This is a genomic window from Bacillus sp. LQ16 (assembly GCF_057784645.1).
Genome location: NZ_CM173491.1, coordinates 1,503,465 through 1,517,796 on the forward strand (window position 1 = coordinate 1,503,465; position 14,332 = coordinate 1,517,796).

Below are 14,332 nucleotides of genomic sequence, written 5' to 3' on the forward strand. Positions count from 1 at the left end.
GAGGTATTTATTTTACCTCGTTTTTTATTTGTTCTCGTAATAAACGGTTAACTGTTTCACGGCGTATGCCTATCAGTTGACCAATTTCAGTTTGTGTTAATATTTCATATATAGGAATGTCACCTAAATATAATGTGAACCATTCTTGTAAACGATGAAGACGTTCTTTCGGAGAGACGGTTGTCAATTGATCAATTCGTTGTTGCATCATTCTTAATTTAGATTGCAATTGCATAGCGATGTTGGCATATGATTCGGGATTTGCTTGAAGTCTCTCATACCATTCACTACTAGTGATCGGTTCAACTTCTGTTTTTATTAAAGCGATAGCTGTACCGTGATATTCTTTCGGTGAAATCAAAGAATGATGAGGTATCGTTTCACCTGGAACGATAATGTTGAATAAAAATGGTGTTCCGTCTTCCTCTAGCCGAACTACTTTTAATAAGCCTGTTTTTATAAAGTATAAAGGACCGTCCTCGCCTTGACGGAATAGTACATCTCCTTTGTGTAGAATCAATGTTAGCCCCCCATTAATATGTTTCTATTTCTTCTATTTTAGCGTATATGTATATAGACAATATGCTATTTCAACAGCAATTTCATTGACGAAATGTATGCTATTACAGTAGTATACTATTTAGTGTGTAATAGTACTAGCAATGAATACGCTGTAGGGGGTTTAGTATATTGTTAGATGCGATGAGAATGACGGATATGAGAATTCCGGCGAATGCTATCATTCATGTAGAAGAGATGAAAGGTGGAGTCGTTTTATCCGTTGAAGTAGACGGCCAAATTATTTATACGATGGCTTATGATGAAGAAACAGATAGTTATGCTGAATTATATGATCGAAATGATAAGAGGGCGTGCCAAGTACATGAAGACTTTATGGGATGGTCACTTCTTCACTAAAAAAGATGTCAATATGACATCTTTTTTTATTAAATCGATAGAATATACAAAGAAATGAAATATAAGGATAAAATTTGTAATAATTGATTTTGCATTGTTAGCACTCTGTAACTGCAAGTGAACTATTTTTTCGCTATCATAAAGATAACAGTCGCAGTTATAGGAGTGGTCAACTTGAAGAAAGTACATATTTCAAATTATATGTTATTATGTGTTTGTTTAATTTTATTTGTTCTCCTCGGAGGATTTTTATATTCATGTGTATAAGAAAAACGCATTCTAAAAAGAATACGTTATAAAAGGGAAATAATGATTAATCTAGTTCCAAGAATAATTAACGTAATACGTAATAAATTAATTACGGCGTTACCACTTAGTTTTGTATTAATGTAAGCCCCGATTTTTCCGCCGATCCATGCACCAGGAATAAGGATTAATGCATAAATCCAGCTGACATTTCCAAGTGAGATGTGAGTTGCAGAACTTACAATTGCTGATAGAAATACGATGAACATTGAAGTTGCTACTGCAATATGTGCTGGGAATGCAAAAAGAAGCATCATTGCTGGAACAAGTAAGGCACCGCCACCAATTCCAAATAACCCAGATATAAACCCAACTATAAAGGCAATAAAGATAGCAAGAAACGGTGGGAATTGGTAGTGTACAGTATTTCCATCATTATCTGTAAAAGAACGCTTAATTACAGACGTATTTGAGAGGGAAAGAGGTTTTAATTTGTCTCGAAGCATAAGTAGAATTGAGACGAATATAAGGAAAACCCCAAAGTATAAAGAAAATGTGTCTTGGTTTAAAAATTTATTTGCCCATGACCCGATAATACCACCAGGGCCGCTTCCGATAAATAAAATAAGTCCACTTTTATAATCTACTCGTTTATGCTTCATATAAGTAAGGGTGGAAGATAGCCCTGTAAAAACGACTGTTACCATAGAAGTCCCTACTGCAAGTTGTGGTGATAAACTGTGTAATCCAATTAATAACGGAACAATAATAATTCCGCCTCCAAGCCCAACTAGGCTGCCGACTGTCCCGGCGATTAGTCCGATGAAAAGTAACATGATGTATTCCAAAATTGCCAACTCCTCTAAATAACTTATCCACCAATTATTATACACGCTTTTTAATGAGAAATAGGCTTGTTCACAAAAAAGTCGTCTTCCTAGAAAAATAAGGAAGACGACTTTTGATTAGAAAACAAAATGTAATAGGTAGTAAAATAGAGCAGCTAAAGAAGCTGAAATAGGAAGTGTAATAACCCATGTAATTAACATACGTTTTGCAGTTCCCCATTTTACCCCTTTCACACGGTGAGAAGCACCAACCCCTAAAATAGAAGAAGAGATAACGTGCGTCGTACTAACCGGTAAGTGAATGAATGTTGCACCGAAAATAACAAGTGATGATGATAAATCGGCAGCTACACCATTTACAGGACGAATTTTCATAATTTGTCCACCGACAGTTTTAATAATTTTCCATCCACCGACAGAAGTACCAAGCCCCATTGCGATAGCACAAGATAATTGTACCCAGAACGGAATATCGCTAGAAGTATGATAGTTATTAGCCATAAGAGCCATCGTAATGATTCCCATTGCTTTTTGTGCATCATTCGTACCGTGTGTATAGGCTTGTAATGCTGCAGTGAAAATCTGGAATATACGGAAGTTTTTGTTCGTTTTCGTTAAGTTAAAGTTTTTAAAGACCACTTTAAAAATACTGTATACGATATAACCAATAACGAAAGCGATAATTGGTGAAATGATTAAAGCTTCAAGAATTTTAATGAATCCTTTAAGGTTTAATGAGCTAATACCAGCAGCAGCAATGGCTGCACCTGCGATTGAGCCAATAATTGCATGCGAAGAACTACTTGGGATACCGTAGTACCAAGTAATTAAGTTCCATGCTATCGCCGCAAGTAAAGCAGCTAAAATTACAAGAGAACCATTTTGTAAAGCAAATGGGTCAACGATATCTTTTGTAATCGTTTTTGCTACACCTGTAAATGTCATTGCACCTAAAAAGTTCATAATAGCTGCCATAATAATTGCATGTCTAGGCTTTAGAGCTTTCGTTGAAACAGCCGTTGCAATAGCGTTTGCTGTATCGTGAAATCCATTGATAAAGTCAAAAGCTAAAGCGCAAATGACTACTAAAACGGTCAGTATCAAGAGTGTATCCATGATCAAACTCCTTACGCGTTCTTCATAATAATTGTTTCTAATACGTTTGCAACGCTTTGACAGCTATCAGCTACTTCTTCAAGCTCTTCGTAAATCTCTTTAAATTGAATAATCTTAATCGGATCTTTCTCACGAGAGAATAAGTGCTTAATCGCATGACGACGAATATCATCGCATTGTGATTCGTAATCCTTAATCTTGATTGCGTTCGTACGAATGTCGACTAACTTCTTTTTAGACAGTAGTTCAACAGAATTTGCAATTTCAATTGCACATTGATTAATTGCTTCTACGAATTTAATCATGTATTCATCAGCTTCTGTAATAGAATACATTTCGAACAGACCAGCACTGTGATCTAATCCGTCTAATACATCATCCATACTCATTGCAAGTTGTAGGATGTCCTCACGTTCAATCGGAGTAATAAACGCTTTGTTTAACTCCATAATGATTTCGTGAATAAATGAGTCACCTTTTGACTCATACTCTTTCATGCGCATAGAAAACTCTTTTAAATCGCTAGCATTTTTAATTTTATACTCCACGAAAAATTGCGCGCCTTCTTTTAAATTTTCGGAAACATTCATTAACATTTCAGAAAATTTATCTTTTTTTGATTTAAAGACCATTATTGTTACCCCCACAAAAGTAATATATGTAAAATATATTGGCTAATCAATTCTAACAAAAAACTGTCGTTTTTTAAAACATTTTATCGAAAAGTTTACAAAAACTTAACATAACTCTCGTTGTTCTATTAATAATATTAATATCCAATAGTGAATATCTTACTTGTAGAATGTCCTTTTCTTGCAAAAAGTATGAATGTAAAAGAAAAGCTTTACACTATAGGAATGACTACGTTATTATAATAAATTTAAAAGGCGGTATATTCTTCCTTTTAAAAAGAAGAGTGTAAATAAATGAAGGAAGTGAACGAATGAAATTGAAGAACACTCATTTTAAAAAAATGCTTGAGTGGTTCAATAAGAGGAAGAAACTTCGTAATTCATTAATTGTATTGGGAAGTGTACTCGTTACTCTATTTATTGCTGTAAATATAATAATTTCCATTCAAGACATATCTGAATTAAAACAAGCTGTTCCACAACCGACTTTAATTTATGATGCAAATAATGAGGTCGCAACTAAATTAGCTTCTTCGAAAACAGAAGGTGTTAAAAGAAAAGATATTCCTGATATTATGGTTCAGGCAATTGTTGCAGTAGAAGATAAGGAATTTTTTAACCATCATGGTATTTATTATAGTGGAATTATAAGTGCAGTTTTTAAAAATATTACAGCAGGAGAAGTTGTAGCAGGGGGAAGTACAATTACACAGCAGCTTGCGAAGAATGTATTTCTGACACAAGATCGTACATTTTCTCGTAAAATAAAGGAATACTTTTTAACGAAAAAAATAGAACGTACTTATACAAAAGATGAAATTATTGAAATGTATATGAATCAAATTTATTTTGGGGAAGGTGCTTGGGGGATAAAGAGGGCAGCTAAATCTTATTTTGATAAAGAGGTAAAAGATTTATCAATTTCAGAAGCTGCAACGATCGCGGGCTTAATTAAAGCGCCGTCTGCGTATTCGCCTTATAAAAACTTTAATAAATCAATTGAACGACGTAATGTCGTATTAAGTTTAATGAAGGAACAAGGATATATTTCTGAAGAGCAATACAATAAAGAAAAAGAGTCAGGACTTGTATTAAAACGTGGGGTTGATGATAAATATAAAGGTAAATACTCCCAATATGTAGATTATATAGTTAGGGAAGCGATGGATAAGTATGAATTAACACAAAATGAAATTTTAGCAGGTGGTTATCGTATTTATACTGAGCTGGATCCGAAAAAACAACAAGCTGTAGAAGATGTTGTGAATAATGATAGTTATTTCAAAGATAGTGGCTCAGATCAACTTATGCAAACGGGTGTAGTCCTTATAAATCCCAAAACAGGCGGTGTTCCAGCTTTAGTTGGGGGGAGAGGACCATATCAGTTTTTACAATTTAATCATGCTACGCAATTAAAAAGACAGCCAGGTTCAACATTAAAGCCTCTAGCTGTATATGTACCCGCTTTAGAACAAGGGTATGAGGTATACGATATATTAAAGGATGAACCATTTCATATTAAAGAATATGAACCTAAAAATAGTGATCAGGCTTTTCATGGTAATGTGACAATGTATGAAGCGGTAGCAAAATCGTATAATGTTTCTGCTGTGTGGCTATTAGAACAAATAGGATTAGATAAAGGATTGAAATCTTTAGAGCGATTTGGTATTCCATTAGTACCAGAAGACCGTACGTATCCAATTGCTTTAGGTGGGATGCATGTAGGGACATCACCATTTGTAATGGCCCAAGCATATAGTACATTTGCTAATGATGGGGTTCAAGTAGAGGCTCATGCAATTAGAGAAGTTCAAAATGCTGAAGGGGAAATAATAGGGAAATGGTATAAGAAAGAGACACGAGTGACGAGTGAGAAAATCGCTCAAAAGATGACGTATTTATTAAAAGGTGTTGTAGAAAAGGGAACAGGTGAAAAAGCGAAAGTTAATAATGTTGATACAGCAGGGAAGACAGGGACTACTCAACTTGTAAATGGTCCGAGCGTAGGGGCAAAGGACTCTTGGTTTGTAGGATACACACCAGATTTAGTAGGTGCGATTTGGGTAGGATATGACAAAACAGATAGCGAGCATTATGTTCCGGGTGGTAGCCAAATTACAACGACGATGTTCCGGGATATCATGAAAAAAGCAAATGCAAACCCAGCCCAAAAAGCGTTCCAATTGTCGTTAATATCTGAGGCGGACTATAAAAAACAATTGCAAACAATTGAAGAAGAAAAGCGAAGAAAAGAAGAAGAAAAGAAAAGGCAAGAAGAAGAGCAACAAAGGAAAAAAGAACAGCAAGAGTGGTTTGATAAAGTGAAAGAGTGGATTCCATCATTATGGTAAAAAAAGAGGCGAATTTCATTATTCGCCTCTTTCTCGTGTGAAAAATAAAGTGAGCTCATAATGAGTGAGATAAATGCTACTATTCATTAAGAGTAATGTTCGTACTGCCAAAGGATTGAGAATCGTATGTGACGATTATTGTTCCTTTACTAATCGGTTCGTAAGGTAATTCTTCTTCATAACTACCATTATTTTCATTATGGATAGACAGCGTGATTTCATCAATTCCTTTATTTGTATACTGATCTTTAATCGTTTCAGCAATATGAAGTAGAGTTTCGTAATTAGAAGCTTTCGTAATAAGCATTCCTTTTATAACTTTTTTTTCATTATTTGTGGAATTGGAATAAGGGATGTCGTTTTGTTTCGTATACAAAAGTTTGTATGGAACTGTTTTTCTCTCTGCTTTTGAAATAGTGGAGTATTTTAGAGTTAAAAAAAATCCTACACATAAAATAATGCATACCATAAGAGCAATCCAAATGCGTATCAGTGACATAACTCTCATTTTTCATCCCTCTTTCATATCTTTGACTTCATTATTTATCATACAAAATGAGGATTAAGATAGAGTAAATTTGAGGTAAAGAAACGTAAAGAAGGAGCACTTATCCTCCCAAATAAGTGCTCCTTTTTATTAAAAGAGAGATTTAATAGACAATCAATTAAACATATAACTATAAATATGATTATTTGACGAAAATTAGTAAATTCGGAAGACGGTTAGTACTGCAGTTGTTTCACCTGTATTTGGAATAGAGATAGTATTTGCTGTAGGTTGTACAGAGATTGTTGTACCAGCTGTTAAAGTAATAATCGTTGAGAAAGAAACCGCACTACCGATAACGTTAGTTGAAAAATTACGACTAGGTGGTTGGCCATTAAATGAAAGACCGAAACCAAATGGTGAAGAGCCTGGGAATGTTGTAGATGCGGAGAAGTTAATATCGTATACACCAGTTTCTAAAACAGTTAGAGTATCAGAGCCGTTAAAGGAGAGGTTTGTTAATTCGAATGTTTCATTGAATTGTATATTGCTTCCTGGTGATACTGTTTGTGCATTTGTGTTACCTAAGACAGCTGTAGTTATAGGAATCGGAGTACCCGCTGGTCCAGTAGCCCCCGTAGCACCTTGAGCGCCAGTAGCCCCAGTAGCGCCTGCTGGCCCTTGAGCACCTTGAGCACCTTGAGCGCCAGTAGCCCCAGTAGCGCCTGCTGGCCCTTGAGCACCTTGAGCCCCAGTAGCGCCAGTAGCGCCTGCTGGCCCTTGAACGCCTTGAGCACCTTGAGCCCCAGTAGCGCCCGCTGGCCCTTGAACGCCTTGAACGCCTTGAGCGCCAGTAGCGCCTGCTGGCCCTTGAACGCCTTGAACGCCTTGAGCGCCAGTAGCGCCTGCTGGCCCTTGAACGCCTTGAGCGCCAGTAGCCCCCGTAGCGCCTGCTGGCCCTTGAACGCCTTGAGCACCTTGAGCCCCAGTAGCGCCTGCTGGCCCTTGAACGCCTTGAGCGCCAGTAGCCCCCGTAGCGCCAGTAGCCCCCGTAGCGCCTGCTGGCCCTTGAACGCCTTGAGCGCCAGTAGCCCCCGTAGCGCCTGCTGGCCCTTGAACGCCTTGAGCGCCAGTAGCCCCCGTAGCGCCTGCTGGCCCTTGAATACCTTGAGCGCCAGTAGCCCCCGTAGCGCCTGCTGGCCCTTGAGCGCCTTGAGCGCCTTGAGCGCCAGTAGCCCCAGTAGCGCCTGCTGGCCCTTGAACGCCTTGAGCGCCAGTAGCCCCAGTAGCGCCTGCTGGCCCTTGAGCGCCAGTAGCCCCAGTAGCGCCCGCTGGCCCTTGAGCGCCAGTAGCCCCCGTAGCGCCTGCTGGCCCTTGAATACCTTGAGCACCTTGAGGTCCAGTAGCCCCTTGAGCACCTGCTGGTCCCTGAGCACCTTGAGGTCCTTGAGCCCCAGTAGCGCCTTGAGCCCCAGCCGGACCTTGAGCCCCAGTAGCGCCTTGAGCGCCCGCCGGTCCTTGAGGTCCAGTAGCGCCTTGAGGTCCAGTAGCACCAGTAGCCCCCGTAGCACCAGTAGTTCCTCCACCTAGGCAACCAGATCCATATTGAACTAAGATAGCTTGAATTTCTGAAATGAGTTTAACGAGATTATCGATAGCACAGCAATCAATTTTGAATAACTTAGCGATATACAATAAATAATTAAGCAGGCTTTGTAGTTCAACGTATAATGCCCCACATGAAAAAGGTGTTGTTCTTAAAATAGTTAACAGATTAGCGATAATAGAATTTGCAATTTGTTTTTGTGCAGGAGACAAATTTAAGCAATTGAGGAATCGTTGGAGATTATTTAAGACGTTAATCAGATTATCAATATTATTTTGAGAAGGGTTTTGGAAGACAGCTTGAATAGCTTGACCAAGAGCTTGAAGAAGTCTAACAAATTCTGTAAGTTCTGACTTAGAGATGTTAATATGGCTACATGCTCTTACTTCGCAACAATCATTACCATAAAATACTTTTCCTTTATTTTTATTGTTCATCTTTTCATTCCTTTCTTTCATAGAATAAATAGTCGTTACTATATATTAAAATGAAATTCAAATTAAATTCGTGATGGACAAACTACTATTTCTCAAAAAATAAGAAGTTTACCTACCTAACACGAATAATAAAAAAGTAGAGAAAAATCTATATGTTTTAAAGAGAATAAATTAGCATAAAAAAACTCCCTTTAATTGTTAGTGTTTGCTTAACAATTAAAGGGAGTTCATAGAACAGCATTATTATTTTATAAGTTAATTGCTTCACGATTTACTTTAGGTAAAATCGGAATAGAAATAGTGAAGGTTGTACCGTCTGGAGCACTAGTCATTTTGAGCGTACCGTTATGATTTTGGATGATTTTTTTTGTTACTGACAAGCCTAGTCCTGTTCCCGAATCCTTCGTTGAGAAGAATGGATCAAAGATATATTCTTGAATAGCTGGAGGAATACCAATTCCATTATCTGTGAAAGTAATCCGAACGAAGTTATCAAGGCGATAACTAGTGATTTGAATAGAAAGAGGTTTGTCGCCTTGAGCATCGACGGCATTTTGAAATAGATTTAAAAACACTTGAACAAGTTCATGTCGATCAATATTGACTAAAATATCATCTAATTCATTAGAGAAGTTATAATCAATTGAAATGTTATGCAAGGAGACTTCACTAGCTAGTAACTGTTGAATATAGTCACGTAAAAATGTATTGATCGGAAACGGTTCTCTTGTAAATTCCCGTGTTTTTGAAACAGCTAAAAATTTTGTAATAATATTATTTGCACGATCTAATTCAGGGATAAGCAAGTTTTTAAATAACTCTTGATTTGATGTAGAAACGCTTTCTTGTAAAAATTGTAAGTATCCTCGTACTGTTGTAAGAGGATTTCGTACTTCGTGTGCAATTCCAGCTGCGATTCGCCCTGCTAACGAAAACTTCTCTGCATCACGTTCTGTATTTAAATAATGAAAGACACTAATAACTCTAAAAATCTCACCGTTATAATCACGAATAATTCGGTTATTTATAATACCGTAATTTTTGTCTAAAACTTCTTCATTATATATTTCTGTTCCCGTTCTTAATGTTTCAATTGCTTTAATTTTTTCTTCCGGCAAGTTTAGTAATTGTTGAATTGGTTTTCCAATAATATCATTACGTATTACACCGAAATCATCTGCGGCAACTTGATTACATAAAGTAATATTCCCTTTACTATCGACAAAGGTTACATGATGTGAAAAGGCATCAAAAATATGAACAAAGTGTTTTTCAAGTTGTTCAAATAAAAATAATGAATCACAAGTAAGTTGAAAATTAGCTTCTTTATTTTCTTTTGGTATTTCTTGAATGGAATGAGTTGTTCTGGTTTTCTTTATTCGTAAACCAATATGTGGATTTTTGTATGTGAAATGATGTGGTAATTGATTCACAAGTTCTTCATAAAAACGTACTTTATTTTCTAGTTCTTCAATTCGTTTTTCATGAGATACAGTAGCATCGTTTGGAAGCATAAATAAATAACCCCTCATTTTAAAAATTCTTCCATATAGTATATCATATTTTTATAAGGATACTCTTAAAGAAAAGGCTACATGATGCAAAGTGTTTGGAAAGTGAATAGAAGATGAAGTTAAAAAGGGAGGGATATATGTGCTGTTCATTGGAGTGACAGGATGGGGAGATCATAATTCTTTATACATAGATTCCTATGAAAATAGAAATAAATTACGAACATATAGCGAGTATTTTCCTATTGTGGAAGTGGATAGTTCATTTTACGCGATGCAACCTGCACGAAATTATATAAAATGGGCAATGGAAACGCCGAAAGATTTTTCTTTTGTCGTAAAAGCGTATCAAGGAATGACAGGACATATGAAAGGTGAAATTCCTTTTTCTACGTTCGATGAGATGTTTGATGTGTATAAACAGTCTATTCTTCCTTTATTAGAAGCTGATAAATTAAAAACAATTTTATTTCAATATCCACCATGGTTTGATTGCAAAAAGAAAAATGTAGATTTTCTTCGATATACGAAAGAAAAAATGGAAGGTTTACCATGTGCAATAGAATTTCGAAATCAAACATGGTTTTATCCAGAAATGATAGATAAGACGTTACAGTTTCTAGAACAGGAGAAATGGGTTCATACAATTTGTGATGAACCACAGGCTGGGATAGGTTCTGTGCCACTCGTGTTAGAGGTTACGAATTCAGACATGGCATTAATACGTTTTCACGGTCGAAATGTTCATGGTTGGCTTGATAAAGGGGAAAATTGGAGAGCGGTTCGCTGTTTATATCGCTACAACAATAAAGAACTGGAAGAATGGGTTGAACGACTAGAGCAATTAAAAAAGAAAACAAAGGATATATACGTACTGTTTAACAACAATTCAGGTGGGGATGCAGCAGATAATGCGAAACAGCTTATGAAAATGATGAACATTACATATGGTGAGCCGAAGCCGGAGCAATTAAATTTTTTTGAATGATAATAAACAAGAAAGGCACTGTACAAACAGGGGGAATGTACAGTGCCTTTCTATATGAAAAAGAGGGGTAACAATGTTACTGAGCGTTTGGTTGATTCATCAATTGTTGGCTTCGTAATAAATGATAATGGTTATCATTATCATTGTCAATGGTTTTTCTAAAAATATATAAAAAACTTTGTATATTTTAAATAGAGATAAAAAAAGAACAGCATTAATGCTGTTCTTTTCCGTTGACAAATTGTTGTAAATCAAAAGGAGTTATCGCCTGGATAAATTCTTTTGAGATAAGTGTTTGAACGAGAGTGCTCTCAGAGATAGAAGCACCTGTTTTCTTTTCATAAGCTTGTTTTAATAAATCAAGTTTTTCAGCCGTTTCTTTTGGTAATTCAATTGTAAGTGTGTTCATAATTTCTCCCCCTTAGTATTAGAGTACCACTACAGTATAGGAGAGACAAGAAAAGAGAATATGAAATATAAAAAAGGTTACCAAATTTTCAAATGGTAACCTTTTTTATGTATAAGAGTTATTAAGCAATACCGATATACTTTAAAGTTTTTGATGGAGTACTGTGATCAAAGAAGTGTTGTAAAAATGCAATATCAACACCTGATTTGTATGCACAATAACCCCAAGTTTTTCGAAGTGTATGTGAGCTAATCCCTTCTAATCCAACTTCTTTTGCAGCTTTGTTTAAAATGTACCATGCATGTTGTCTCGTAATAGATTTTGTTCCTTTTTGAGATTTTAGCAATGGTTCATTACGTTTCCAAGTTTTACGTTCTTTCATGTAGTCTTCGATTGCGTGCTGTAAGTCTTCATTTACAGCAAACCATTTATGTTTCTTCACTTTTTCATTGTAAAATAAAATGGAATGGCGAACATTTTCATTTTCATCGATTACATCACTAACTTTTAATTGTAAGATTTCACTTACTTTTAAGCCAGAATTTACAGCTAATACGAATAATAAGCCATCACGTTTCGAAGATTGTAAAAGTATATTTTTGATAGTTTCTAATTGTTTTTCATTTTGAATAGGTTGTCCTGCTTGTTTCATTTCACGCACTCTCCTCTTTTATATGTGTAAAGGAAAGGATTAACTTGTTTCTTACTATAAAGGGAGAGTGTGAATTTCATGTGAACTCCTAGTGAAATTAAGACAAATTATTTGACTTCTTTTACTTTTTGTAAATTGAAATAGAATACAACACTGTTAGTCGTATTATACACACCGTATTCGGCATGATGGAGGTCTAAAATGTTTTTAACAATAGATAATCCGAGACCGGTACCTCCAGTGTGACGGCTACGTGATGCATCTAGACGATAGAAGCGATCCCAAATTTTTTCAAGACTTTCTTCAGGGATAGGGTTTCCTGTATTTTCGATTTCGACTTTTACGGTATCTTCTGCTTCTATAATAGAGACTTGTATTTTTTCTCCATCTGGCGTATAACGGATTGCATTACTTAGTAAGTTCACAACTACTTGCTCAATACGGCTACGATTTGCTTTAACAAGTATAGAAGGGTCTGCATCGACATTCACTTGTAAATGTTTTTCTTCCATGCTAAATAATAATTTTGTGTAGACTTGTTGCGTTAATTCACCGATTGAGAACGTCGTCATATCTAGTTTGTAAGTACCAGATTCCAACTTTGCTAATTCTAACATTTCAACAATCAGCCTGTTCATATTTTCTGTTTCTTCTAAAATAACATCAGTATAATACGAAGTATCCTTACTAACACCATCTTTAATTCCTTCTGCAAAACTTCTAATTACACTCAGTGGTGTTTTTAATTCGTGTGACACGCCAGAAATGAATTCTTTTCTTGTTTTTTCTAATTGACGTTCACGTTCAATATCTTGTTGTAACTTTGTATTAGCGACATTTAATCGATCGATTCGATCTTTTAAATTTACAGATAATGTATTGATACTGCCAGAAAGCCCGCCAATTTCATCGTCAGCTGTAACAGGTAATTTCTCGCTGAAATCAAAATTAGCCATTTTTTTTGTAACACGATTTATTTTAATTAATGGCTTAACAATGATTTTTGAGTAGTAGAAGGATAACAAAATAATAACGAGAAACACGATGATTAAGGCATAAACATAATAGTCTTTTAAAACGAGCATCGCTTCATTAACGGGCTGCAAAGATGCTATCGCAAAAGCATATTCTGTAATCTTTCCGTTTTCTATAATCGGTTTTACAAAGATACTATTTTTTATATTTTCGCCACCATCTAATATGAACGTGTTTAATTGGTTCGAGTTAGAAGTGCCATCTCTAATAATATCTGCAAAATATTGAACGGCTTGTAATGTTTCAATATCATTTGCAAGACGAACCTCAGCTTTTGATGGGAGCTGTAACTTAGTTATAACACCTGTAAAGACGATGCGAGTTGTAGATTTGTATCGGCTTGTAAGTCTATTTTTGGAAGGATTACCATTAATTGACTGAAAATCCGAATAGAAATGTTCGTTTTGCCATTGATTATAATTCGTTCCTAATTTTTGTGGTGTGATTATATTATTCTCTTGTACGACTCCATCAACATTAATTATTACATCTTTTTTTAAACCTAAATTTTCGAATTTATTATATTCTTCTGGTGTTAAAAGATTATTGAGTGGAATGGAATACTGTTTATTATTGTTGGGATTAAATACATCGATATAGTAATTGTTATCACTTTTAATAATACCGTTAGAATCCAAAAACTGCATATCGGCATTTGTTTTATCATGAAATTCTTGTTTTAGTTTTCTAACTTTCTCATAACTTTTATCACTTTTGTCATAATTATCTACGAATTTTTCAAAAGCAGTTTGAACTGTTTTTACTTTTTTATTAATATAAAATTTCTCTAAAAATAGAGATTGTCCTAGGAAAAAAAGTAGGAATATTATTGTAAATAAAGTTGATGTTAATAAAAATAGTTTAAAGACGATACTTCTGTTTTTCACTGCGTCACCTCTTATGAGAAATACTGTAAATGATTTCTTTATCCCGCCTTAACAGGTAATAAGACTCCTACTTCAAAATTCGGCAAATACAAGGGAGTTAGGCGGGAGATCAACTGCCCGTAAAATCCTGATTGGTTCAACTAATAATCAATGGAGAATGGGAAAAATCCCCACTGATTAAAGTTTCACTTTATTATAACAAACGT

The 14,332-nt window shown here is 35.5% G+C and carries 13 protein-coding genes; 3 read left to right on the forward strand and 10 right to left on the reverse strand.

The window, feature by feature from the left end:
- Positions 1-7: 7 nt before the first annotated feature.
- Positions 8-520: a Crp/Fnr family transcriptional regulator gene (locus AC3EMB_RS07645; RefSeq protein ID WP_000600585.1), complete on the reverse strand. Its 513-nt coding sequence runs from the start codon at positions 518-520 to the stop codon at positions 8-10.
- Between the two features lie 170 nt (positions 521-690).
- Between AC3EMB_RS07645 and AC3EMB_RS07650 the strand changes: the two genes are divergently transcribed.
- Positions 691-918, forward strand: coding sequence for a hypothetical protein (locus tag AC3EMB_RS07650; protein WP_000883009.1), 228 nt, complete (start codon positions 691-693; stop codon positions 916-918).
- Positions 919-1,211: 293 nt separating this feature from the next.
- Here the strand turns inward: AC3EMB_RS07650 and AC3EMB_RS07655 are convergent, their stop codons facing one another.
- From AC3EMB_RS07655 to AC3EMB_RS07665, 3 genes are all read right to left on the reverse strand, one after another.
- Complete coding sequence (locus tag AC3EMB_RS07655) at positions 1,212-2,012, reverse strand: sulfite exporter TauE/SafE family protein (RefSeq protein WP_053564902.1); 801 nt, start codon at positions 2,010-2,012, stop codon at positions 1,212-1,214.
- Between the two features lie 117 nt (positions 2,013-2,129).
- Positions 2,130-3,128 carry an inorganic phosphate transporter gene (locus tag AC3EMB_RS07660; RefSeq protein WP_000380276.1) on the reverse strand — a complete coding sequence of 333 codons (999 nt, stop codon included), beginning with the start codon at positions 3,126-3,128 and terminating at the stop codon, positions 2,130-2,132.
- An 11-nt stretch (positions 3,129-3,139) separates the two neighbouring features.
- On the reverse strand, positions 3,140-3,760 hold the full coding sequence (locus tag AC3EMB_RS07665) for a DUF47 domain-containing protein (protein WP_000231445.1): 621 nt from the start codon (positions 3,758-3,760) through the stop codon (positions 3,140-3,142).
- Positions 3,761-4,071: 311 nt separating this feature from the next.
- On the opposite strand from AC3EMB_RS07665, the gene AC3EMB_RS07670 reads away from it, so the two are divergent.
- Positions 4,072-6,114, forward strand: a complete 2,043-nt coding sequence (locus tag AC3EMB_RS07670; RefSeq protein ID WP_088022038.1) for a transglycosylase domain-containing protein — start codon at positions 4,072-4,074, stop codon at positions 6,112-6,114.
- Positions 6,115-6,193: 79 nt separating this feature from the next.
- Here the strand turns inward: AC3EMB_RS07670 and AC3EMB_RS07675 are convergent, their stop codons facing one another.
- From AC3EMB_RS07675 to AC3EMB_RS07685, 3 genes are all read right to left on the reverse strand, one after another.
- On the reverse strand, positions 6,194-6,622 hold the full coding sequence (locus AC3EMB_RS07675; protein WP_064531936.1) for a hypothetical protein: 429 nt from the start codon (positions 6,620-6,622) through the stop codon (positions 6,194-6,196).
- A gap of 195 nt (positions 6,623-6,817) precedes the next feature.
- Entirely contained in the window at positions 6,818-8,644 is a 1,827-nt protein-coding gene (locus AC3EMB_RS07680; protein ID WP_488517610.1) for a Gly-Xaa-Xaa repeat protein, read from the reverse strand.
- A gap of 248 nt (positions 8,645-8,892) precedes the next feature.
- Complete coding sequence (locus AC3EMB_RS07685; RefSeq protein WP_053564899.1) at positions 8,893-10,158, reverse strand: ATP-binding protein; 1,266 nt, start codon at positions 10,156-10,158, stop codon at positions 8,893-8,895.
- Between the two features lie 139 nt (positions 10,159-10,297).
- Here AC3EMB_RS07685 and AC3EMB_RS07690 point away from each other — a divergent pair, with 139 nt between their 5' ends.
- Complete coding sequence (locus AC3EMB_RS07690) at positions 10,298-11,143, forward strand: DUF72 domain-containing protein (protein WP_053564898.1); 846 nt, start codon at positions 10,298-10,300, stop codon at positions 11,141-11,143.
- 214 nt (positions 11,144-11,357) lie between these two features.
- Here AC3EMB_RS07690 and AC3EMB_RS07695 read toward each other — a convergent pair whose 3' ends face one another.
- The 3 genes from AC3EMB_RS07695 to AC3EMB_RS07705 all read right to left on the reverse strand — a co-directional run bounded on the left by AC3EMB_RS07695 (position 11,358) and on the right by AC3EMB_RS07705 (position 14,126).
- Positions 11,358-11,552, reverse strand: coding sequence for a DUF3924 domain-containing protein (locus AC3EMB_RS07695; RefSeq protein WP_001094860.1), 195 nt, complete (start codon positions 11,550-11,552; stop codon positions 11,358-11,360).
- Between the two features lie 121 nt (positions 11,553-11,673).
- On the reverse strand, positions 11,674-12,204 hold the full coding sequence (locus AC3EMB_RS07700; RefSeq protein WP_000806236.1) for a tyrosine-type recombinase/integrase: 531 nt from the start codon (positions 12,202-12,204) through the stop codon (positions 11,674-11,676).
- A 107-nt stretch (positions 12,205-12,311) separates the two neighbouring features.
- Complete coding sequence (locus tag AC3EMB_RS07705) at positions 12,312-14,126, reverse strand: sensor histidine kinase (protein WP_069355308.1); 1,815 nt, start codon at positions 14,124-14,126, stop codon at positions 12,312-12,314.
- Positions 14,127-14,332: the final 206 nt, after the last annotated feature.